The sequence below is a fragment of the Streptomyces sp. SCL15-4 genome, assembly GCF_033366695.1.
Taxonomy (GTDB): Bacteria; Actinomycetota; Actinomycetes; order Streptomycetales; family Streptomycetaceae; genus Streptomyces.
Genome location: NZ_JAOBTQ010000001.1, coordinates 3928247 through 3949626, shown reverse-complemented (window position 1 = coordinate 3949626; position 21380 = coordinate 3928247). Strand labels below are relative to the sequence as shown.

Below are 21380 nucleotides of genomic sequence, written 5' to 3'. Positions count from 1 at the left end.
GGGTACCCATGAGGAAACAGCTCGACGAGCTGATCGGCATCAAGGAGTCGGCCCGCGGCGGCCCGGACCCGGACGCGACGCGGCGCCAGCACGACAAGGGCAAGCTCACCGCCCGCGAACGCATCGAGCTGCTGCTCGACAAGGACTCCTTCCAGGAGATCGAGCAGCTGCGCCGGCACCGCGCGACCGGCTTCGGCCTGGAGGCCAAGAAGCCCTACACCGATGGTGTGATCACCGGCTGGGGCACGGTCCACGGCCGTACGGTCTTCGTCTACGCGCACGACTTCCGCATCTTCGGCGGCGCGCTCGGCGAGGCCCACGCCCAGAAGATCCACAAGGTGATGGACCTGGCGATCGCGGCCGGCGCGCCCCTGGTGTCGCTCAACGACGGCGCCGGCGCCCGCATCCAGGAGGGCGTCACCGCGCTCGCGGGCTACGGCGGCATCTTCCAGCGCAACACCCGTGCCTCCGGCGTCATCCCGCAGATCAGCGTCATGCTCGGCCCGTGCGCGGGCGGGGCCGCCTACAGCCCGGCGCTGACGGACTTCGTCTTCATGGTGCGCGGCACCTCGCAGATGTTCATCACCGGCCCCGACGTGGTGCGCGCGGTGACCGGCGAGGAGATCAGCCAGGACGGGCTGGGCGGCGCGGACGTCCACGCCCAGACCTCGGGCGTCGCGCACTTCGCGTACGACGACGAGGAGACCTGCCTGGAGGAGGTCCGCTTCCTGCTGTCGATGCTGCCCGCCAACAACCGCGAGAGCGCCCCGGCCGTTCCCTGCGACGACCCGGCGGACCGGCGCGGCGAGGTGCTCTACGACCTGGTGCCGTCCGACGGCAACCGGCCGTACGACATGCGGGCGGTCATCGAGGAGATCGTCGACGACGGCACCCATCTGGAGGTCCACGAGCGCTGGGCCACCAACGTCATCTGCACGCTGGCCCGCCTGGACGGCAAGGTCGTCGGCATCGTCGCCAACCAGCCGCAGTCCCTGGCGGGCGTGCTGGACATCGCCGCGTCCGAGAAGGCCGCGAGCTTCGTGCAGACCTGCGACTCCTTCAACATTCCCCTCGTGACCCTGCTGGACGTGCCCGGCTTCCTGCCCGGCGTCGACCAGGAGCACAACGGCATCATCCGGCACGGCGCCAAGCTGCTGTACGCGTACTGCAACGCCACCGTGCCGCGGATCTCGCTGGTGCTGCGCAAGGCGTACGGCGGCGCCTACATCGTCATGGACTCCCGTTCCATCGGCGCCGACCTGGCGCTGGCCTGGCCCACCAACGAGATCGCGGTCATGGGGGCGGAGGGCGCGGCCAACGTCATCTTCCGCCGGGACATCAACGCCGCCGACGACCCGGAGGCCGTGCGCCTCCAGCGCGTCAAGGAGTACAAGGCCGAGCTGATGCACCCGTACTACGCGGCCGAGCGCGGCCTGGTGGACGACGTGATCGACCCGGCCGACACCCGCGAGGTCCTGATCCGCAGCCTGGCGATGCTGCGCACCAAGCACGCCGACCTGCCGATGCGCAAGCACGGCAACCCGCCCCAGTGACATCGGCAACGGAGGTCTTGTGACCATGAGCACCGCGGAGCCCCTCTTCCGGATCGTCCGGGGACAGGTCGACGCCGAGGAACTCGCCGCGCTGACGGCCGTACTGACGGCGCTCGCGCAGCGGGCGGGCGCGGCGGCGGAACCGGCCGCCGGGCGTCCGGCCACCGCGCGCTGGTTCCGGCTGGAGCGCAACGCCGGATTCCTGGCCTCGCACAGCTGGCAGACCGCCTCGTAGCCGGCCCGTCCCGGCACGCACGTACCACCGCGGACCACGACAGAACCACGGAGCAGCACGTGTCCTCTCCCCACGCGCCCGACGAGGTGGCGGCGCCGCGCGCCCGCCTTCGCACACGCACCGAACGCGCCGACCGCACCGGTTCCGGCGTCCTTCCGGACCGCCGCGTACGGCCGCGCGCCGCCGCCGGGCACCGGCGGCTCCGCGCTCCGGCGCACCACGATCCGCGGCGTGGTCACCGAATGGGTGACATCGCGGGCGGCGCCGGGGTGGTACGGATGGGGAACGGGTGGCTGTCGACGTTGGCGCCGGTGCCGAGCGCCGGGGAAGGGATCTCGAAATGAGTCTGCGCAAGGTGCTCATCGCCAACCGTGGCGAAATCGCTGTCCGCGTGGCCCGGGCCTGCCGGGACGCCGGGATCGCGAGCGTGGCCGTCTACGCCGACCCGGACCGGGACGCTGTGCATGTCCGCGCCGCGGATGAGGCGTTCGCCCTGGGCGGTGACACCCCGGCCACCAGCTATCTCGTCATCGACAAGATCCTGAACGCCGCCCGGGAGTCGGGCGCGGACGCGATCCATCCGGGTTACGGCTTCCTGTCGGAGAACGCGGAGTTCGCGCAGGCCGTCCTGGACGCGGGTCTGGTCTGGATCGGCCCGCCGCCGCAGGCCATCCGGGACCTGGGGGACAAGGTCGCCGCCCGGCACATCGCGCAGCGCGCGGGTGCGCCGCTGGTCGCCGGCACACCGGACCCGGTGAGCGGTGCGGAGGAGGTCGTGGCGTTCGCCGAGGAGCACGGCCTGCCGATCGCGATCAAGGCCGCGTTCGGCGGTGGCGGCCGCGGCCTGAAGGTCGCCCGGACCCTGGAGGAGGTCCCCGAGCTGTACGAGTCGGCCGTGCGTGAGGCGGTCGCCGCGTTCGGCCGCGGCGAGTGCTTCGTCGAGCGCTACCTCGACCGGCCGAGGCACGTGGAGACACAGTGCCTGGCCGACAAGCACGGCAACGTCGTCGTGGTCTCCACCCGCGACTGCTCCCTGCAGCGCCGCCACCAGAAGCTGGTGGAGGAGGCCCCCGCACCGTTCCTGTCCGAGGAGCAGCGGGCGGAGCTGTACCGGGCGTCGAAGGCGATCCTGAAGGAGGCCGGCTACGAGGGCGCGGGCACGTGTGAGTTCCTCGTCGGGCAGGACGGCACGATCTCCTTCCTGGAGGTCAACACCCGCCTCCAGGTCGAGCACCCGGTCACCGAGGAGGTCGCCGGCATCGACCTGGTCCGCGAGATGTTCCGCATCGCCGACGGCGAGGAACTCGGCTACGGCGATCCGGTCCTGCGCGGTCACTCCTTCGAGTTCCGCATCAACGGCGAGGACCCCGGCCGGGGCTTCCTGCCCGCTCCCGGCACCGTCACCCGCTTCGACGCGCCCTCGGGTCCCGGTGTCCGTCTGGACGCGGGCGTGGAGGCCGGCAGTGTGATCGGCCCGGCCTGGGACTCCCTGCTCGCCAAGCTGGTCGTCACCGGCCGCACCCGCAGGGAGGCGCTCCAGCGGGCCGCGCGGGCTTTGGAGGAGTTCCAGGTCGAGGGCATGGCCACCGCGATCCCCTTCCACCGCAAGGTGGTCACCGATCCCGCCTTCGCCCCCGAACTGACCGGCTCCACCGACCCGTTCACGGTCCACACCCGCTGGATCGAGACCGAGTTCGTCAACGACATCAAGCCCTTCACCGCTCCCGCCGGCACCGAGGCGGAGGAGGAACTGGGCCGCGAGACCGTCGTGGTCGAGGTCGGCGGCAAACGCCTGGAGGTCTCCCTCCCCTCGTCCCTGGGCATGAGCCTGGCACGTACGGGTCTGGCGGCCGGGGCCAAGCCCAAGCGGCGCGCGGCGAAGAAGTCCGGCCCCGCCGCCTCCGGTGACACCCTCGCCTCCCCGATGCAGGGCACCATCGTCAAGATCGCCGTCGAGGAAGGCCAGCAGGTCGAGGAAGGCGACCTCGTCGTCGTCCTGGAGGCCATGAAGATGGAACAGCCCCTCAACGCCCACAAGTCCGGCACCGTCAAGGGCCTCACCGCCGAAGTCGGCGCCTCCCTCACCTCCGGCGCCGCCATCTGCGAGATCAAGGACTGAGGCGGAGAGGAGGGAGCGGTCAGTTCCGTACCGCTCCCTCCAGATCGATCAGGAGCGTGCGCAGATCGTCGTTGAGCCGGCGCTGGGTGGCGAGGTCGAGGGCGGACAGCACCCGCGCCTCCGTCTCCGTCTTGGTGGCGAAGACCTCGAGCGCCCGCTGCTCTCCTTCGTCCGTGAGGCAGACGAGCACCTGGCGGCGGTCACCGGCGTCGACCTCCCGGCGCACCCAGCCCTTCTTCTCCAGCGCGGCCACCCGCTTGGTGACCGCGCCGGTGGTCAGCTGCATGATGTCCTGCAGCGATCCGGCGGTCACCTGGTGCGGCGGGCCCACCCGGCGCAGCGAGGCGAGCAGTTCCAGTTCCCACGGTTCGATGCCGAAGACGCCCAGTTCGCGGCGGAGCCGGGTCTCCAGATGGTGGGCGACGCGCTGCAACCGCTGGCAGAGTTCCTTGGACGTCAGGTCGGGCGCGGTGGAGACCTGCGCGACCTGCTTCATGATCACGTCGACGCGATCGACGGCTTGCTGGCGATCACCCATGGGTCTACCCTAGCTGTTGGTAATTATCTTCCTGGTCGTTTAACTACTGGGAAGCGACGCCGACGGATAGAGGTGCCTTGCCGATGACTCGTAGCGTCTCCGCGACCGGCCCGCTGGAGGGCCGGATCGCGCTGGTGACAGGCGGGAGCCGGGGGATCGGGGCCGCGACGGCCACCACGCTCGCCGGGCTCGGAGCCGATGTCGTGCTCACCTACCGAAGTTCGCTGGCCGAGGCCGAGGCCGTGGCGGCTACGTGTGAGGAAAAAGGTGTAAAGGCCACATTACTGCGGGCCGACCTGGACGCGGCCGACGGCGCCGAGGAACTGGTCACCGCCGTGCGCGAGCGCGTGGACCACCTCGACATCGTCGTCAGCAACGCGTGCGCCTCGTACCCGCGCGTGCCGCTGGCCGACATGGACCCGACCGCGCTCGGCGACAAGGTCCGCAACGACGTCGTCCTGCTGCACCGGCTCACCACCGCCTTCGTGCCGGCGATGCGGGAGCGCGGATACGGCCGGCTCGTCGTCATCTCCAGCGGCTCGTCCTGGGGCCCGACCGCGCCCGGTCTCGCCGCGCACGGCGTGACGAAGGCCGCGCTGGAAGGCTATGTACGGTACGCGGCCGACGAGTTCGGCGCCGACGGCGTGACCGTCAACGGCCTGGCCCTGGGCTTCGTCCTCACGGACGCCTCCTCGGTGGTCCCGCAGCCCGCGCGCGAAGCGCTGGCCAACGCGACGCCGGCCGGACGGCTCGGTACCCCGCAGGACATCGCCAACGCCGTGTCCCTGCTGACGAGCCCCGCCTCGGAGTGGATCAACGGAACCACCCTGCCCGTGACCGGCGGCCTGAACTACCCGCTGAACCTGTCCCGCGTCCGCGGTCACTGACACCGGCGCGCTTCCGCGCCGTGCGGAAGGGCGCGTGCCGGGCGTGGGTCCGTCTCCGGGGTGTGCGGCGGGCGCGGTCTCGCTTTCCGTCCGCGTGCCACTCCGGCTTGCGCGCCGTACGCGCCTGCACGCCCCTTCCGCCGTCACACCGTTAGCACCGGCGACCCGGTACCCGTACGCCCGTCACCGCCCGTACGCCCGTCACCGCTCATACGCCCGTTCGCGCCCGTGCGCCGTTCGCGCCCGTGCGCCGTTCGCGCCCGCGCGCCGTTCGCGCCCGCGCGTTGCCCTGGACGCGCGTCCCTCCGACCCGCGTCCCACACTCGCGCGCCCCTCCCGGTCCGCGTGCCCTCGGCGCATGCCTCCCCCCACCCGTCAGCCCGTACCGCACCGGAACACGTGATGCAGCGATCCTCCTCCGAAGCCGCGGCGCAGACCGCGCCCCCCACCTCCGACTCGGGCGGAACCGGCCCCGGGGACCCGCCACGGCCCGGCCCGGCCGGCGAGCGCCCGCCCGCCCGCTGGGCGCACCGGCCGGTGATCGCCTTCCGGGTCGTCTCCGTGCTCTTCACCGTCAACACCCTCGTCCAGGCCGCGCTGGCCGGGCTGTTCGTCAACGGCGACGTGGGGCTCCTCACCGCGCACGACGTCAACGCGCACGTGCTGACGATGATGCTCGTGGCCGAGACGGCCGCCGCCACCGTCGCCTGGCGCGTCCGCGCGAACCGGGTCTGGCCCACGGCCCTCGGCGCCGTCCTCCTCGTCCTGATCGTCGTCCAGCAGATCGCGGGATACTCGCGCAACCTGCTGCTGCACATCCCGCTCGGCGTCGCGCTGTTCGGCGGCGCGTGCACGATGACGGTCTGGGCGTTCACCCTCACCCGACCCGTCCGCACGCTCAAGGCGCTGCGCCGATGACCGCCCCCGCTTCCTCCCGCCGCGGCTTCCTGCGCCTGGCCGCGGGCGGCGCCGGCGCGGTCGCGCTCGGCGGACTGGCCGGCTGCGGCACGGACCGCCCGTCGACCGGCGCGCTGCTCGCCAGCGACCCCGAGGTGGAGCTGCCGCGCCCGTTCACCCTGCCGCTGACCGTGCCCGCCGTGGCACGGCCCGCGCACGGCACGGACGTGTACGAGGTGACGCAGCGGCGCGCCTCCGTGGAGATCCTGCCCGGCACCCGCACCGAGATCTGGTCGTACGACGGCACGTTCCCCGGCCCGACCTTCCGCGCCCGCTCCGGCCGCCCGGTCCGGCTCCGGATGACCAACACCCTGCCCACGCCGACCGCGACCCACCTGCACGGCGGTGTCACCCCGCCCGGCTCCGACGGCTACCCGACCGACCTGCTGCACCCGGCGGGACACCGGGGCGACTCCGCCACGATGCCGGGCATGCACGGCGGCACGATGTCCGAGGGCGCCTCCGTCAGTGGCACGCGCACGTACACGTACCCGCTCCGGCAGCGGGCCGCCACCCTCTGGTACCACGACCACCGCATGGACTTCTCCGGTCCGCAGGTCTGGCGCGGGCTCGCCGGGTTCTTCCTGGTGGACGACGACGAGGAGGACGCGCTGCCGCTGCCGAAGGGCGACCGCGACATCCCGCTGCTGCTCTGCGACCGCTCCTTCGACGCCGACGGCGCCTTCCGCTACCCCTCGCTCGACCCCACCCTCACCCGCACCCCCGGCGTCCGGTCCGGCTACATGGACGGCGTGCTCGGCGACGTCCAGCTGGTCAACGGCCGCCCGTGGCCGTACCTGGAGGTGAGCGCGGCCCGCTACCGGCTGCGGCTGCTGAACGCCGCCAACGCGCGCCGCTACCGGCTGGCGCTCACCGCTTCCGACGGCCGCCGCCTGCCCTTCGTACGGATCGGCAGCGACCAGGGCCTGCTGGGCCGCCCGCAGACCCTCGACACGCTCACCATGGCCCCGGCCGAGCGCCACGACGTCGTGGTCGACCTCTCGTCGTGTCCGCCGGACACCACCGTCACCCTCGTCAACACCCTGGCCGACGGGGCCATGCGCGACGTCATGCGCTTCCACGTCACCAGCCGGGGCCGCGGCCGCGACGACAGCAGGATCCCCGCGCGCCTGTCGCGTCCGCGGACGCTGCGCGCCGGGCAGGCCGTGACCACCCGACACTTCGACTTCCGGCTCCGCTCGGACGGCATGTGGACCGTCAACGGCCGCGCCTTCGACCCGGCGAGCACCTGGGCGACACCTCGCCTGGGCACCGTCGAACGATGGCTGCTGACCAGCGACTTCCACCATCCCGTCCATCTGCACCTGGCGCACTTCCAGGTGCTGTCACGGGCCGGCGGGGCGCCCGATCCCGGCGACCGCGGCTGGAAGGACACGGTCGACCTGCGCCCGTACGAGGTCGTGGAGATCCTCGTGCGGTTCGACGGATACCGGGGGCGCTACATGCTCCACTGCCACAACCTCGAACACGAGGACATGGCGATGATGGCCAATTTCCACGTGGTGTAGCAGACAACGATCCGAAAGGACGGACGCACATGCCGCAGAAGCAGAGCACCACAGCCAGAACGGCCGCACGGCGCGCCGCGGGCGTGGCCCTGGCCGCCGGGTTCCTGACGCTGGCCGTGGCCGTGCCCCAGCCCGCGGCGGCCCTGGCCGCCGAGCCGGCCGCGACGAGCGCGACGGTAACGACCGCTCCTTCACCGGTGGGCACCTGGTCGGTGACCACCCAGGAGTCCGACCACCCGGCCTCAACGGGCACCCTCTACTTCCACGCCGACCACACCCTGCGGCTGGAAGCGCACAACGGCCCCGACGGCAAGCCGGTGTTCATCGGCACGGGCGAGTGGGAGAGCGGATACGGCGGCACGCTCCACTACGAGTTCACCCACCCGCTGCCGGGCACGCGCACCGGTACGGCCTACGTCGAGCTGGACGGCGTCCTGACGTCGCCGACCGCCTTCACGGCGTGCGGCCTGACGAAGCGCGTCTTCGACGACGGCGGGACCGAGACGGTGTCCATCCTCATGACGGGCACCAAGACCGCCTGACGCACGTCCCGAGGTGAAGGCCGAGGGGCGCCGGAGCCGCTCGGCGCCCCTCGGGTCACGGAAGCCGGCGTCGCGGGGACGCGGCACCGGCGGACGGGACGCGCCGACGGAACACGGCGGCGGGACCCGGTGTCCGTCCGGTGCGGACGCTTCCGGTCGGCGCCGGCCATGACGCGGCGGCCGGACGGCGGCCGGCGGCCGAGCGGACTCGGTGGCCGGACGGGCCCGGTGGCCGGTCGGGGAGGGGCCGGGCGCTGTTCACGCCGTCCATCGAAGCCGCCCCGCACACCGCGGGCAAGCCGGCGCCGGGAACCATGACGCGGCCCTGACGCTCGCATGCGGCCCTTCGGCGCGGCGGGACCGGGACCGGACCGACGAGGAACGCCGAACGGCTTTGGGGCGGCGTACGCCGGCGCGATGCCGGACGTACGCCGCCCCGGAGCGGGCCGAGTGAGAGAACGCGCCCCGGACGCTACTTCGGTTCGCGGGCGAAGAGCGAGGTGGACCAGAGGTAGCCGAGCACGGCCAGCCCGAGGCACCAGGCGACGGCCAGCCACCCGTTGTTTCCGATCTCGGTGCCGAGCAGCAGCCCGCGCAGGGTCTCGATGGCCGGCGTGAACGGCTGGTACTCGGCGACCGGCCGGAACCAGCCCGGCATCGCGTCGACCGGCACGAAGGCGCTGGACAGCAACGGCAGGACCATCAGCGGCAGGGCGTTGTTGCCGGCCGCCTCGGCGTTGGGGCTGGACAGGCCCATCCCGACCGCGATCCAGGTGAGCGCCACGGAGACGAGCGTCAGCAGTCCGACGGCCAGGAGCCAGTCCAGGGCGGTGGCGTCCGTGGCCCGGAACCCGATGGCCACCGCGACCGCCCCGACGAGCACCACGCTCATCACGCACTGGAGCACGCTGCCGACGACGTGCCCGATCAGCACCGATCCGCGGTGGATCGCCATCGTACGGAAGCGGGCGATGATGCCCTCGGTCATGTCCGAGGCGACGGACACCGCGCTGCCGATGGTGGTGCCGCCGATGGTCAGCATCAGGATGCCCGGGACGAGATACGCGAGGTAGGCGGACCGGTCCGCGCCGCCGTCCCCGATGCCCGCGCTCATCACGTCGCCGAAGATGTAGACGAAGAGCAGCAGCAGCATGACCGGCGTGAGCAGCAGGTTCAGGGTCATGGACGGGTAGCGGCGGGCGTGCAGCAGATTGCGCCGCAGCATCGTGGAGGAGTCGCGCAGGGCGAGGGACAGGGAACTCATCGGACATCCTCCTTGGCGGCGGCCGGCCGGCCGGTGCCGCCGGTCAGGGCGAAGAACACGTCGTCCAGGTCGGGGGTGTGCACGGTCAGCTCGTCCGCCTCGATGCCGACGGCGTCCAGCCGGTCGAGCAGGGAGCGCAGTTCGCGCTGGCTGCCGTCGCTGGGGACGCGCAGCACCAGCGCCTCGTCGTCCGGCGTGACCTCGCGCAGCGCGGCGGCGGCGGACCGGTACGCGGACGGGTCGGAGAAGCGGAGCCGCACATGTCCGCCGGGGACGAGGCGCTTGAGGTCGTCGGCGGTGCCCTCGGCGGCGATCCTCCCGTCGTCGAGCACGGCGATACGGTCGGCGAGCTGGTCGGCCTCCTCCAGGTACTGGGTGGTGAGGAAGACGGTCACGCCGTCCGTGACCAGCTCGCGGACGATCTGCCACATGGTGTGCCGGGAGCGGGGGTCGAGGCCGGTGGTCGGCTCGTCGAGGAAGATGAGCCGCGGGGAGCCGACGAGGGTCATGGCGATGTCCAGGCGGCGCTTCATGCCGCCGGAGTAGCTCTGGGCGGGCTTCCGGGCGGCGTCGGCGAGGCCGAACCGCTCCAGCAGCCCGGTGGCGACGCGCCGCCCCTCGCGTCTGGACAGATGATGCAGATCCGCCATGAGGAGCATGTTCTCCTCGCCGGTGATCAGCCCGTCGACGGCGGAGAACTGACCGGTGACCCCGATCGCGGCGCGCACGGCCTGCGGCGCGGCGGCGAGGTCGTGTCCCGCGACCCGGGCCTGTCCGCCGTCGGCGCCGACGAGCGTGGACAGGATCTTCACGGTGGTGGTCTTGCCGGCGCCGTTCGGGCCGAGCAGCGCGAAGACGGAGCCGGCGGGAATGTGCAGGTCGATGCCGTCGAGGACGGTCTTGTCGCCGTAGGACTTGCGCAGCCCGGCGGCGGATATGGCGACCGGCCGCTCTGTGATTGATGTGGACATGACAGACATGGCGACGGAACCCTCCCGTGCGAGTGGTGACAGTGGTGACTGTGCTGACCGACGTGACAGTGGCGACCGCGGCGGAAGCGGCGCGAGGAGCCGGAGGCGCCGGGCCCGGTGCTCAGGCCCGGCGCTCAGGCCCGGGCGCGGCGGATGTCGATGTTGCCGAAGCGGGTGCGGGCACGGACCTGGACGGTGTCCTCGGCCGTGTCCGGGCTGCCCGAGGCGGTGAGCGCGTTGCGCACCTGCCCCGCACCGGAACTGACGTCGAGCCAGGCGGCGGTGCCCTCGCGGATGCCGATGTCGATGGCGCCGTAGGAGGTCTCCAGCTGGACGGTGCCGCGGGCCACGTCGCCGACGCGCACGGTGCCGTGGGCGGTGGTGGCGGTGACCGAGTCCTCGGCGCGCCGCACCTCGATGTCGCCGTTGGCGTTGCTCACCCGCAGCGCGCCGGTCACGGCGTCGACGGTCGTGCCGCCGTGCGAGTTCTTCAGCACGGCCGGGCCGTCGAGGAGGCCGACGCGCAGGCTGCCGGTGCTGGTGCTGATCTCGGCCCGGCCCTCGACCCGGTCCACGGTGATCGAGCCGTGCGAGGCGGTCACATCCAGCGGCCCGGTCGCGTCGAGGCGCACATCACCGGACGAGGTCTTCACCCGGACCTCGCCGAGCCGGCCCTCGCCGAGCACCTGGGTCCAGGCCCCGGTGGTGTCGACGCGTGAGCCCGCGGGCAGCTCCACGGTGACGTCCACGACGCCGGTGCGGCCGAACAGGTTGGACTTGGGCGTCGTGATGACGAGCGTGCCGCCGGTGTACGAGACCTCGGTCTGGTCGGCGGTGCGTACGTCCAGGTCCTTCTTGGGGTTGCGGGGCCGCACCTCGACGACGGTGTCGAGCCGGTCGCCCGCGGCGAACTGGATGGAACCGGCCTCCACACGTGCGGTGACCGAGATCGGTGCGGGAGTGTCGAAAGAAGGCATGGCTGTCCCGTCCTCGTGAGTCTTGGGAGCGTCCCCGCTGGTGGGACGTGGTGTGAGTGAAGTGGGCCGGGCGGGGAGCGGCTAGCGCACCCAGCCCGTGAAACGCTGTCCGACGGTCTGGCTCTTCTCCGCCGTGCGCGGCCGGGAGCCGCCGTCGACCGCGGCCGACACGGCCCGGACCAGCCACGCGTTGACCGACAGCCCCTCGCGGCTCGCGGCCTCCTCGGCCCGGGCCTTGAGCTGGGCGGGCAGCCGCAGATTGACCCGGGCGGTCCCGCCCTCGTCCCCTTCGGCCGCCCCCTTGAAGGCCTCGACGGCCAAAGCCGGCTCGGCCGGACCGCCCGCCTCGGCGGCCGGCAGGGTCACCACGAAATCGGGATCGAGCCCGCGCAGCCGCACGTCCACCGACCCCGGCGCCAGCTCCCGGGTGACCTCGTCCATCGCGGCGGACAACACGTTGAGCATGGTCAGCCGAGCCGCCGACTCCAACGGAGCGGTCAGCCTCTCGGCCAGCTCCCGAGCATCCTCGCCACCGGCTTCAGCGGCCACCGCGAGTTCACGGCGAAGGGTTTCTACATAGGGCGTGAGGTCCATGACGCCATCATGGCACCATCGTGGCGCCATTGGCAACCTTGTGGCGCCACGCAGGTGGCACGGATGGGCGACAGGTCCTAAGAGGCGCAGGTCAGGCTGCTGGTCGGGATAACTCTCAGTGGCGCATGCCGAAGCCAGAACGGTGTCAGCGGCCGAGCGGTCGCGCCAAGAAGTGCCACTTTGGCTCCGCCTGGCGTCACGTGACGCCACACATTCTTCCTCCACCGTCGCATTGCCGGGCCGTTCCTTGGCCATGACCTCCTCTTGACCGGCTTCCCCTAGGGTCGGCGGCAACGGTTGCGAACCGGGGGAGACAACAGCGATGGGTGACGGCAAGGTCCCCGGCAAGGTCCTGGACATCAAGACCGCCGACATCAAGGCGGCGGCACCGGCCTTCCAGCAGGGGGCCATCGATCTCAGCAAGGCGCTGACCACCCTCATCCAGACCTTGGACGGGCTCGGTGAGCCCTGGGGTCACGACGAACAGGGCGACAAGTTCGGCAACGCCTACAAGCCGCAGCAGAAGAAGATCGAGAGCGCGGCGGGTGTCCTGGTGCTCGGGCTGACGAGCATCCACGAGGCCATGGCAGACCTGGCGGACGGACATGTGGACAACGACCAGCTGATCGCCGGGATGTTCACGGAAGTGAAGACCGACAAGCAGAGCGACGGTGCCGGTGAGCGTTGAGGACAAGGCGCGCCACATCCTTCTCAAGATGGGCCTGTGGTGGCCGGAGGCCGACGCCGGGAAACTGCGGGACGCGGCAAGGGCCTGGCGCGCCTTCGCCGATTCGGTGGACGATGTCCGCGCTCCCGTCCACCGCAGCGCGTCGTCGATCATCCACAACAACACCGGTGAGTCGATCGAGGCGTTCCGCAAGTTCTGGGACCGCTACGCCAAGGACCAGGACGGGGGCTGGCTGAGCGATCTCGCGAAGTCCTCCCGGGAGATGGCCAAGGCGCTGGACAAGTTCGCCGACGCCATCGACGACGCGATCAACAAGCTCTGGACCCAGATCGGTATCGACGCGGCGGTGATCGCGGGCGGCGTGACGCTGGCCATCCTCACCGCGGGTATCGCGTCCGGGGCCGCCGCCGCGGCAGCCGAGGCGGTCATCGAGTTCGGCGCCACCATGGGCGTCGCGGTCACCACGACCGTGGCCGAGATCGCCGCGGGCACCCTGGTCGCCGCCGCTTTCGGCGGAATCGAGTCGGTCACGGTCGATCTGGCCGTGGCCCAGCCGCTGAAGATCGCGACCGGCCTGCAAGACGGCTTCAGCCTGGACGAGGTCAACCAGGCCGCCAAGGACGGCATGATCTTCGGCGGCGCGCTGGGAGCGGGCGGCGGCCTGTTGAAGGCCGGCATGGAAGGCGGGCTCGCCGACACCACCCCGTTGCTGCTGCGTCCGCCCTCGCTCCGTCCCGACCTGGTCGAACTGGGCCCGGCGGCCCGCAATGCAGAGCGCACGCCGTGCGTGGGCGAACCGATCGACGTGGCGACCGGCGCGATGCTGATGACACAGACGGACCTGTCTCTGCCGGCCGCTCTCCCCTTCGAGTTCACCCGCACCCACCTCTCCTCCTACCGGGGCGGCGTCTGCTTCGGCCCGACCTGGATCTCGACCCTGGACGAGTGTCTCCAGATCGACGGTGAAGGCGTCGTCTTCGCGGCGGCCGACGGTATGCGCCTGGTGTACCCGGTACCGGAACCGGGCGTACCGACCCTCCCGGTCAAGGGACCGCGTTGGCCCCTGGAATGGGACGGCACGCCGGACGGCGCGATGACGGTCACCGACCCCGCCACCGGCGTGACCCGCACCTTCGCGGCCCCCGTCCCCTCGCCGACCTTCGGCGTCTTCCACCTGGCCCTGGACTCAAAGGCCGACCGCAACGGCAACCGCATCGACATCGAACGCAACGAGCAGGGCATCCCCTCCGGCATCCGCCACTCCGGCGGCTACTACGTCGCCGTCGACACCCGGGGCCCGCGCGTCACGGCCCTGCGCCTGCTGGACGAACCCCCGTCCCGCTACCGCCCGGACACCGTGCCCGACGAGGGCACGGTCATCATGCGGTACGCCTACGACCCCTCCGGCAACCTCACCGAGGTCATCAACTCCAGCGGCGAGCCCCTGCGCTTCACCTATGACACCGAAGGCCGCGTCACCCGCTGGACCGACCGCAACGGCACATGGTTCGGTTACGTCTACGACTCCCGGGGCCGCGTCACGCGCACCGAAGGCGTCGACGGCATTCTGTCCGGCACCCTGACGTACGACGACACCACCCGCACGACGACGTACACCGACTCCCAGGGCCATGTCTCGGTCCACCGCTGCAACGCCGAGGGTCTGGTGGTGGAGGAGACCGACCCGCTGGGTCACGTGACGCGCACCGAGTGGGACGAATACGGGGCCTGGCCGCTCACGGTGACGGACCCGCTGGGCCACGCCACGCGGTACACGTACGACGACGCCGGCCACCTCACCGGAGTCGCCCTGCCCGATGGCGCGGAGGCGCGGGCGGAGTACAACGGGCTCGGCCTGCCGGTAAAGGTCGTGGAGCCGGGCGGCGCGACCTGGCGGCACACCTACGACGACCGTGGCAATGTGCGGGTCACCGTGGACCCGACCGGCGCCGAGACCCGCTACGCCTATGACGGTTCGGGACACCTGGTCGCCGTCACGGACGCGCTCGGCCACACACGGAGGATCGTGCCGAACGCGGCCGGCCTGCCGATCGCGCTCAGCGACGAGTTGGGTCACGAGACGACCGTGAGCCGCGACGCGTTCGGCCGGATCGTCGCGGTGACCGACCCCTTCGGTCACACCACACGCATGGGATGGACCGTCGAGGGCAAGCCGAAGTGGCGCGAGTTCGCCGACGGAACGCGCGAATCCTGGACCTGGGACGGCGAAGGCAACCTGGTCGAACACACCGACCTCGCCGGGAGCACGACCCGGCAGACCGTCGCACCCTTCGACCTCCCGGCGACCCGAACAGACCCGGACGGCACGCGGTACGCGTTCACGTACGACACCGAGTTGCGGCTGACAGGCGTCACCAACCCCGAGGGCCGAACCTGGTCCTACCTCTACGACGAGGCCGGCCGGCTCATCGCGGAGACCGATTTCAACGGCCGCACACTGACGTACGCGCTCGATGCCGCGGGCAGGCTCACCGCCCGGACCAACGGCGCCGGCGAGATCCTGCGCTTCACCCGTGACGCATGCGGCAGGGTCGTGGTCCAGGAAACCGACGACGGCGAGAGCACGACGTACGCGTACACGCCGGATGGCGGTCTGTGCCGCGCGGCCAACGCGGACGCCGAGATGGTCATGGAACGTGACGCGCTGGGCCGGATCCTGTCGGAGACGGTCAACGATCGCACGTCTGTCTTCCAGTACGACGCCCTCGGACGTCGCACGCGCCGTGTCGCACCATCCGGCCTGGCTTCGGACTGGACGTACGACGCGGCCGGACGACCGGTGCACCTGCGCTCGGCGGCGGGCTCGCTGGACTTCTCGCACGATGCCGCGGGGCGGGAGATCGAGCGCCGGTTCGGAGAAGGAATCACGCTCACGCAGAGCTGGAACCCGAACGGGCAGATGACCGCCCAGTCCCTGACCTCCGCCGGCGCCCCGCACCGCCTCCTCCAGCACCGCACGTACGCCTACCGGGTCGACGGCCACCTTACGGAGATCCGGGAGCTGACCTCGGGCACACGTCGCTTCCACCTGGACGGCACGGGCCGGGTCACAGAAGTACGGGCGCACGGCTGGACCGAGACCTACGCCTACGACATCACCGGCAAAGTCCGACAGACGTCGGCCCCCGGCCACGACACCCCCGGCGAGCGTGCCTTCGAGGGCACACTCGTCCGCCGGGCGGGCCGGACGACGTATGAGCACGACGCCCAGGGCCGGCTCGTCCGCCGAACGCGCAAACTCCTCAGTGGGAAGACGCACACGTGGTCCTACGCCTGGAACGCGGAGGACCGCCTGACCGAGGTGGTCACGCCGAGCGGTGACCGGTGGAAATACGCCTACGACCCGCTGGGCCGGCGCATCTCCAAGCACCGGGTGACGGGCGACGGATCACCGGCCGACCGCGTCGAGTTCTCCTGGGACGGTACCCGTCTGGCAGAACAGACCGGTCCGGACGGCAGCGTGACCACGTGGGACTACGAACCGGACACGCACCGTCCGCTCACCCAGACCCACCACACACCGTCGCATGTCCCCGAAGCAGGCTCCTTCATCGCGCGGCTCGCGGAGCAGACGGCGCCCGAGAACACCTCACGTTTCCTCGCCGTCATCACCGACAACGCCGGTTCCCCCATGGAGCTGGTCACCGGCGAGGGCGAGGTGGTGTGGCAGCGACGCAACACGTTGTGGGGCACCCACGTCCCGGCCGGGACCGACGAGCCGGAAACCGCCACCTGTCCGCTGCGCTTCCCGGGCCAGTACGCCGACACCGAGACAGGCCTGAACTACAACTACTTCCGCTACTACGACCCGGAAGTCGCCCGGTACGTCAGCCCGGACCCGCTCGGGCTCGACGCCGCTCCCGACCACCACGCCTACGTGGACGCGCCGCTGCTGCTGGTCGACCCGCTGGGCCTGAAATGCGAAGAGGTCGTCGGCACGCCGCGGACGGGGGTCAAGGGACTCCTCAAGGACGCACAGCTTCCCCACTCGGGACGCATCCGCTTCGTCCCGGACAAGCGCGTGTCGATCAGTGCGGGCCTGCCGCGCGGCCCCCGGAAGGGCTACATCGACCGGTTCGGTAACGAATGGATCAAGGGACCTTCCAGGACCGCCGGGCAGCCGTTCGAGTGGGACGTCCAGCTGAGCAAGCTGGGCAAGGCCAAGCTGGGGTGGCTCAGCAGGGACGGCAGCCACCTTAATGTGTCACTCGACGGCGAGATCACCCACAAGTGATGAGAAAGGACTGACCGCACGGTGCCCGACCCCCTCCCTTTCTACGCAGAAGTGCGCGTGCTCCGGGCCTCCGACAGACCCCATCTGGAAGGCAGGGTCGGAGGAATCCTCGGCATCACCGAGCCACCCGACGCGTCGACTCCGCCCGCCTACGCGGTGCTGCTCGACGGAGCGGAGGAGGTGTACACCTTCCTCCGCGACGAGATCGAGCCCACGGGGCACATGCGGAAGCAGGAGGACTACTACTGACGACGGCCACCGGGACCCGGGCGTCACCTTGGGCTCTGGGTCCACGACGATGCCTGAAGAACGACCGGCACCGTAGTCATGGAGGGAATATCCGGTACAGACCTACGGCCTCTCCGTCCCGGAACCGGTGCCTCCGCGCGGCGAGCCGTGACCCGGTGGTCTCACGTGAGGACGCGGTACGCGGTACTGGAGGCCGGGCCGATGCCTGCTGGCCCGGCGATCACCGATGGCCGGGCCTCCCGCGGCCTTCGTCACATGCACCGAACCGTGGGCTCGGTCTCGGCCCGCTACGCGCGCGTGACTCCCGGATGCTCCGGACACTCATGGCCGGTCTGAAAAGGTGACACGCGGCACCGCCGCGGTGCTGCAGTGGGAGATCGTGAGATCTGGACTCGGAGCGCAATAGCAGTCTCCGGGCTGATCGGACGCGTGCACTCGACTTTCCGTCGGTACGTGGAAAGCAAAGAGCCCCCTCCGCATACGGTGTGAAGGGAACTCCTTGTTGCTGGTGGATCAGATGGCGGCCGGCGCCTTCTTGTACCAGTCCGTGATTACCCTGGTCAGGTGCACGACGTTCTGCTGCCGCATGATCGGGGCAGAGGCGTTCGGCTCGAAGTCCTCGTTCGCGGCCGTGGTACGCCAGATGCTGTCCTCGGTGACCGGGGCGGCCATGTGCCGGTCGAGCCGCTTGAAGAACTCCTGGATGTCACCGTCGTCGGCCCCGTCCTCCCGAAGGTTGCGGTAGACACCGCCCAGGACGCGGAGCATGCCCACCGAACCCAGGAGCGAGGACTCGCGCAGCCTCATAGCCTTGGTGGGAGGAGCCGGCGGCTCGTTCTTCTTCTTTTCGGAAAGCGAGGGATCGTAGTTGTCCACGTCCTCCTCGGTGATCTCGGCGAGCGCGGTGAAAGCGATGGAGATGACGTCAAGGAAGCCGCGAACACTCTCGATGACCTCGTTGTCGGTCAGTGACTCGACCTTTTTGCTGACGCGCCCACCGGGACCGGCGATGACGGCCCGCGTGATGTCCGCGACGTGCTTGGCACCCATCAGATTGCGGTTGGCCAAGGTCATCCGGTCCCGCTCAATGTCGATCTTGCCGAGGAAGAGGGGGTGGGTGACGATGTCGCTGAGCGTGCGGTTGGCGATGCGCGAGGTGTCGAAGCGGGCCCGGACGGCACCGGAGATGCCCTTGGCATTGTCCGCGACGTCGACGAACATTTGCTGGCCCTTGACACCGTCGGGCTCCACGTAGATGTCGATGCCGACAAACTCGTCCTTGAGTCGCTGCATTCGGCCGATCAGGGCCTCGCGATCCTGCTCCAGCTTCGCCTTCTTGGGCTCGTTGGCGCGGTGGATTTCCCGATCAATTCGGGATACCTCGTCCGTGATGCGCTTCTTTTCCAGGTGGACACCGAGGATGCGGTGCTGGCCGTCGATCGTGATCAGGCGTCCGATGCCGCCGATGGACCACGGGACGGTGAGGTAGCCGACCGAGCCGTCTTCACTGATCGGCTCGAAGCGGCATCCGCCGGTGTCGCGGATGAGGAGGGCCGGAGCCACCCAGCCGGGGTTGTCGGCGAGGTACTGACCGAAGCCCTTGGCGTGGGCGATGTCCACCTTGCGGTTGTCGGGGTCCGGCTTGGCCGGGTCCGGGATGGTGAGGATGACCGAGAGGTCGGCGAGCGGGATACGCGTCGTGTAGACGGTCCGACCGCCCTGGCTGGTGCGGATCGCCAGGTAAGTGGACTCCTCGCGCACGAGAGAGAGGCGCGACGAGTCGACAGTGATGCTCAAGGATGACTTCCTTCGCGGACAGGTGAGTTACTACACGACGCACTCAAGCACGAAAGGTGTCTATGTATCTAAGTAATCATCGAATTTTCCTCTTAGTTCAGAATTTAGAATACAAAGCACCTACTCATCTGGTAATGGCGGGTCCGGCAACGCCTGGTGCCCTGTTCCGCGCCTTCGGGCGTGAGCGGTCCCACCGGGCTCAACGAGACGAAGGCCCTCGTGTCGAGAGGGCGAAGCCGGCCCGGCCGAGGGCCTGCTCGGCCGCCTGCGAGAGGAGGCCCCCGAGCGTGGAGAACGGGGCGGCGGGGTGCGGCGTGGCCGAGCTCCATCCGCGGACCGCCTGTCGGTCGGCGCACCCCATACACCGGGGACGTCGGGAGAGGAAAGCACCTGCACGAGTTGCTCGTGTCAGCGGGCGCTTCGCGCTGTAGTGCACCACAGTCGCGGGAAGACCTCCGGTGCGGTGGAGCTGTCCAGCACTGCACTACGCGGAGGTCTTCGTGCCCCGCCGTAATGCCCGGCTGGCCGTTCACGGCAGGCGGCCGTTGGCCGAGCTGTCCGTTTGGGTCGTTCCGTCGCGCATGTGGCAGATAAGTATCTCGCGGGCCACGGCCTGCAAGTGGCTGCGCCATCGGCGGACAGAGGGCGCAGCCGGCCTGCCGTCTGCGACAGGAGCACCAGCTGGGCCGGCCCGTCTCGGCCCGATCCTGGTCCTGCTCACTTCGACCGTGCACCGGATCCTGACGCTTCACGGTCTGAACCGCCTGGACTTCCTCGACCGGCCCACCGGCCAGGTGATCCGCCGTTGCGAACTTCGACTGGCCCGGCCAGCTTGTCCACGGCCACCTCGTCTTCTCCTCGGCCGTGGGCAGCCGCTCGACGCCGCGAACGTCCGCCGCGCCTTCCGCCAGGCGGTGAAGGACATCGACGGGATCGACCCCGACGAGTGGACCCCGAGAGAACTGCGGCACAGCTTCGTGTCCCTGCTCTCCGACCAGGGCGTGCCGCTGGAGGAGATCTTGTGGCTCGTCGGGCACTCGGGTACGGCCGTGACCGAGGAGGTCTACCGGAAGCAGATCCGGCCCGTGATCCAGACAGGGGCCGTGGTCATGGACGGGATCATCGGCCCGTAGGCGCAACGGTCGTAGACACGCGGAAAGCGATAGTCACGCACACAAAAGCAGGTGGCGATCCTAGGATCGCCACCTGCTCTTTTGGCTGTCGGGGTGGCGGGATTTGAACCCACGACCTCTTCGTCCCGAACGAAGCGCGCTGCCAAGCTGCGCTACACCCCGGTGTCGCTGCTTCTCGCGGCGACGACGTTTACTTTAGCCCACTGGGGGCTGTAGACGAAATCCGGTTCAGACGCGGTGGCGGGTCGGGGACGGGCGGGTGTGGTCCAGGGCCACCAGGAGGACCCCCAGGGCGTAGATCCCGAGGCCCAGGAGGAGCGCGTTCGCCAGGGTGCTGCGGTAGCCGTGGGCCGCCGCGTCCAGGAAGGGATAGAGGTATCGGGACGGGTCGGCCGGCGGGAGGAGCGCGGCCCGGATGAAGGAGAAGGCCAGGTAGGCCAGGGGGTAGAGCAGCCACGTCGCGGTCTGGCGGAGGTGCAGGCGGGGCGCCGGTGTGAGCAGGAGCCAGTCCAGTACGGCCGCCGCCGGGACCAGTACGTGCAGGACCTGGAGCGCCGTCCACTGGGCGTGCCAGCGCTCCGGCGCCGTGGCCGCGCCGGTCATCGAGAACGGGGGCGTCGTGTGGGCCAGGAGCAGGTGATAGAGCAGCGCGCCGATCACGACGTAGAGGAGTGCCGCGCCCGTCACCGACGACGGGAGCGGGCGGCGGGCCCGCCAGGCCCTCGTCGCCGACAGGAACATGATCACGGCCACCAGGACGTTGGCCTGGACGCTGAAGTAGCTCAGGGCGCGGGCCGGACCGCCCAGCAGCAGCTCCAGCGCGACCCCTGCCGCCGCCGCCACGGCGATCAGCAGGCGGAGCACCGCGGCCGACGGGCGGCGCGCCGGGGCCACCACCGCCGTGGCCGGGACCGGTGCGGGCAGCAGGACGGGCGGGCCCGGGACCGCGGGCAGGTCCGGGATGTCCCTGGGTATCGGGGCGGTCATGCCCTCACGCTAGGAGCGGGGGAGGGGGCCGGCCAGGTGGGTTGGGCCGGGTGGGTGACGGCCCTCGGAGCCCCGATCGTCCCGTTCTCGTCACCCGGCCCCGGC

Annotated in this window: 17 protein-coding genes, 1 tRNA gene and 2 pseudogenes; 12 read left to right on the top strand and 8 right to left on the bottom strand. The window is 70.7% G+C overall.

Features of this window, described 5'->3' with window-relative positions; translation table 11 throughout:
• The first annotated feature begins 8 nt into the window (after positions 1–8).
• The 3 genes from SCK26_RS17185 to SCK26_RS17175 all read left to right on the top strand — a co-directional run bounded on the left by SCK26_RS17185 (position 9) and on the right by SCK26_RS17175 (position 3907).
• Positions 9–1553 (top strand): acyl-CoA carboxylase subunit beta, encoded by a 1545-nt coding sequence (locus SCK26_RS17185; protein ID WP_318202186.1) that lies wholly within the window; start codon positions 9–11, stop codon positions 1551–1553.
• Positions 1554–1578: 25 nt separating this feature from the next.
• Entirely contained in the window at positions 1579–1788 is a 210-nt protein-coding gene (locus SCK26_RS17180; protein ID WP_318202185.1) for an acyl-CoA carboxylase subunit epsilon, read from the top strand.
• A 346-nt stretch (positions 1789–2134) separates the two neighbouring features.
• Complete coding sequence (locus tag SCK26_RS17175; RefSeq protein ID WP_318206030.1) at positions 2135–3907, top strand: acetyl/propionyl/methylcrotonyl-CoA carboxylase subunit alpha; 1773 nt, start codon at positions 2135–2137, stop codon at positions 3905–3907.
• Positions 3908–3926: 19 nt separating this feature from the next.
• On the opposite strand, the gene SCK26_RS17170 is transcribed toward SCK26_RS17175, so the two are convergent.
• Entirely contained in the window at positions 3927–4445 is a 519-nt protein-coding gene (locus tag SCK26_RS17170; RefSeq protein WP_318202184.1) for a MarR family winged helix-turn-helix transcriptional regulator, read from the bottom strand.
• Between the two features lie 83 nt (positions 4446–4528).
• On the opposite strand from SCK26_RS17170, the gene SCK26_RS17165 reads away from it, so the two are divergent.
• The 4 genes from SCK26_RS17165 (at position 4529) to SCK26_RS17150 (ending at position 8360) form a co-directional block, all read left to right on the top strand.
• On the top strand, positions 4529–5332 hold the full coding sequence (locus SCK26_RS17165) for an SDR family oxidoreductase (RefSeq protein WP_318202183.1): 804 nt from the start codon (positions 4529–4531) through the stop codon (positions 5330–5332).
• 402 nt (positions 5333–5734) lie between these two features.
• Positions 5735–6250, top strand: a complete 516-nt coding sequence (locus SCK26_RS17160; protein ID WP_318202182.1) for a hypothetical protein — start codon at positions 5735–5737, stop codon at positions 6248–6250.
• Entirely contained in the window at positions 6247–7818 is a 1572-nt protein-coding gene (locus SCK26_RS17155; RefSeq protein ID WP_318202181.1) for a multicopper oxidase family protein, read from the top strand. The genes SCK26_RS17160 and SCK26_RS17155 overlap by 4 nt, the downstream gene beginning before the upstream one ends.
• Before the next feature lie 29 nt (positions 7819–7847).
• Positions 7848–8360 (top strand): hypothetical protein, encoded by a 513-nt coding sequence (locus tag SCK26_RS17150; protein ID WP_318202180.1) that lies wholly within the window; start codon positions 7848–7850, stop codon positions 8358–8360.
• A 472-nt stretch (positions 8361–8832) separates the two neighbouring features.
• Here the strand turns inward: SCK26_RS17150 and SCK26_RS17145 are convergent, their stop codons facing one another.
• From SCK26_RS17145 to SCK26_RS17130, 4 genes are all read right to left on the bottom strand, one after another.
• Positions 8833–9624, bottom strand: coding sequence for an ABC transporter permease (locus tag SCK26_RS17145; RefSeq protein ID WP_318202179.1), 792 nt, complete (start codon positions 9622–9624; stop codon positions 8833–8835).
• Complete coding sequence (locus SCK26_RS17140; protein WP_318202178.1) at positions 9621–10595, bottom strand: ATP-binding cassette domain-containing protein; 975 nt, start codon at positions 10593–10595, stop codon at positions 9621–9623. The genes SCK26_RS17145 and SCK26_RS17140 overlap by 4 nt, the downstream gene beginning before the upstream one ends.
• A gap of 134 nt (positions 10596–10729) precedes the next feature.
• Positions 10730–11572 (bottom strand): DUF4097 family beta strand repeat-containing protein, encoded by an 843-nt coding sequence (locus SCK26_RS17135; protein WP_318202177.1) that lies wholly within the window; start codon positions 11570–11572, stop codon positions 10730–10732.
• An 81-nt stretch (positions 11573–11653) separates the two neighbouring features.
• On the bottom strand, positions 11654–12166 hold the full coding sequence (locus tag SCK26_RS17130; RefSeq protein ID WP_318202176.1) for a toxin-antitoxin system HicB family antitoxin: 513 nt from the start codon (positions 12164–12166) through the stop codon (positions 11654–11656).
• Positions 12167–12488: 322 nt separating this feature from the next.
• Here SCK26_RS17130 and SCK26_RS17125 point away from each other — a divergent pair, with 322 nt between their 5' ends.
• Genes SCK26_RS17125 through SCK26_RS17115 form a run of 3 tightly spaced genes read left to right on the top strand, consistent with a single transcriptional unit; the run spans position 12489 to position 17358 of the window.
• Positions 12489–12854, top strand: a complete 366-nt coding sequence (locus tag SCK26_RS17125; protein ID WP_318202175.1) for a hypothetical protein — start codon at positions 12489–12491, stop codon at positions 12852–12854.
• A 28-nt stretch (positions 12855–12882) separates the two neighbouring features.
• On the top strand, positions 12883–17109 hold the full coding sequence (locus SCK26_RS17120; RefSeq protein ID WP_412080854.1) for a polymorphic toxin type 17 domain-containing protein: 4227 nt from the start codon (positions 12883–12885) through the stop codon (positions 17107–17109).
• Between the two features lie 21 nt (positions 17110–17130).
• Complete coding sequence (locus SCK26_RS17115; RefSeq protein WP_318202173.1) at positions 17131–17358, top strand: hypothetical protein; 228 nt, start codon at positions 17131–17133, stop codon at positions 17356–17358.
• A 513-nt stretch (positions 17359–17871) separates the two neighbouring features.
• On the opposite strand, the gene SCK26_RS17110 is transcribed toward SCK26_RS17115, so the two are convergent.
• The gene (locus tag SCK26_RS17110) at positions 17872–19155 is read right to left on the bottom strand and encodes a DNA sulfur modification protein DndB (protein ID WP_318202172.1); all 1284 of its coding nucleotides are present in this window, start codon (positions 19153–19155) and stop codon (positions 17872–17874) included.
• Between the two features lie 500 nt (positions 19156–19655).
• On the opposite strand from SCK26_RS17110, the pseudogene SCK26_RS37995 reads away from it, so the two are divergent.
• Positions 19656–19967 (top strand): annotated as a pseudogene (locus tag SCK26_RS37995) (IS481 family transposase); the annotation flags it as partial.
• Positions 19968–20001: 34 nt separating this feature from the next.
• A pseudogene (locus SCK26_RS17105) lies at positions 20002–20288 on the top strand (tyrosine-type recombinase/integrase); the annotation flags it as partial.
• 88 nt (positions 20289–20376) lie between these two features.
• Here the strand turns inward: SCK26_RS17105 and SCK26_RS17100 are convergent.
• Positions 20377–20450: transfer RNA gene (locus SCK26_RS17100), tRNA-Pro, on the bottom strand.
• Positions 20451–20516: 66 nt separating this feature from the next.
• Positions 20517–21275: a Pr6Pr family membrane protein gene (locus tag SCK26_RS17095; protein WP_318202171.1), complete on the bottom strand. Its 759-nt coding sequence runs from the start codon at positions 21273–21275 to the stop codon at positions 20517–20519.
• Positions 21276–21380: the final 105 nt, after the last annotated feature.

What these genes read in the sequence shown, in the direction of transcription:
- SCK26_RS17130 (WP_318202176.1), bottom strand. Translation starts at nt 12,166, where the DNA reads ATGGACCTCACGCCCTATGTAGAAACCCTTCGCCGTGAACTCGCGGTG.
- SCK26_RS17095 (WP_318202171.1), bottom strand. Translation starts at nt 21,275, where the DNA reads ATGACCGCCCCGATACCCAGGGACATCCCGGACCTGCCCGCGGTCCCG.
- SCK26_RS17170 (WP_318202184.1), bottom strand. Translation starts at nt 4,445, where the DNA reads ATGGGTGATCGCCAGCAAGCCGTCGATCGCGTCGACGTGATCATGAAG.
- SCK26_RS17180 (WP_318202185.1), top strand. Translation starts at nt 1,579, where the DNA reads ATGAGCACCGCGGAGCCCCTCTTCCGGATCGTCCGGGGACAGGTCGAC.
- SCK26_RS17165 (WP_318202183.1), top strand. Translation starts at nt 4,529, where the DNA reads ATGACTCGTAGCGTCTCCGCGACCGGCCCGCTGGAGGGCCGGATCGCG.
- SCK26_RS17155 (WP_318202181.1), top strand. Translation starts at nt 6,247, where the DNA reads ATGACCGCCCCCGCTTCCTCCCGCCGCGGCTTCCTGCGCCTGGCCGCG.
- SCK26_RS17185 (WP_318202186.1), top strand. Translation starts at nt 9, where the DNA reads ATGAGGAAACAGCTCGACGAGCTGATCGGCATCAAGGAGTCGGCCCGC.
- SCK26_RS17150 (WP_318202180.1), top strand. Translation starts at nt 7,848, where the DNA reads ATGCCGCAGAAGCAGAGCACCACAGCCAGAACGGCCGCACGGCGCGCC.
- SCK26_RS17140 (WP_318202178.1), bottom strand. Translation starts at nt 10,595, where the DNA reads ATGTCCACATCAATCACAGAGCGGCCGGTCGCCATATCCGCCGCCGGG.
- SCK26_RS17125 (WP_318202175.1), top strand. Translation starts at nt 12,489, where the DNA reads ATGGGTGACGGCAAGGTCCCCGGCAAGGTCCTGGACATCAAGACCGCC.
- SCK26_RS17145 (WP_318202179.1), bottom strand. Translation starts at nt 9,624, where the DNA reads ATGAGTTCCCTGTCCCTCGCCCTGCGCGACTCCTCCACGATGCTGCGG.
- SCK26_RS17120 (WP_412080854.1), top strand. Translation starts at nt 12,883, where the DNA reads ATGGGCCTGTGGTGGCCGGAGGCCGACGCCGGGAAACTGCGGGACGCG.
- SCK26_RS17160 (WP_318202182.1), top strand. Translation starts at nt 5,735, where the DNA reads ATGCAGCGATCCTCCTCCGAAGCCGCGGCGCAGACCGCGCCCCCCACC.
- SCK26_RS17135 (WP_318202177.1), bottom strand. Translation starts at nt 11,572, where the DNA reads ATGCCTTCTTTCGACACTCCCGCACCGATCTCGGTCACCGCACGTGTG.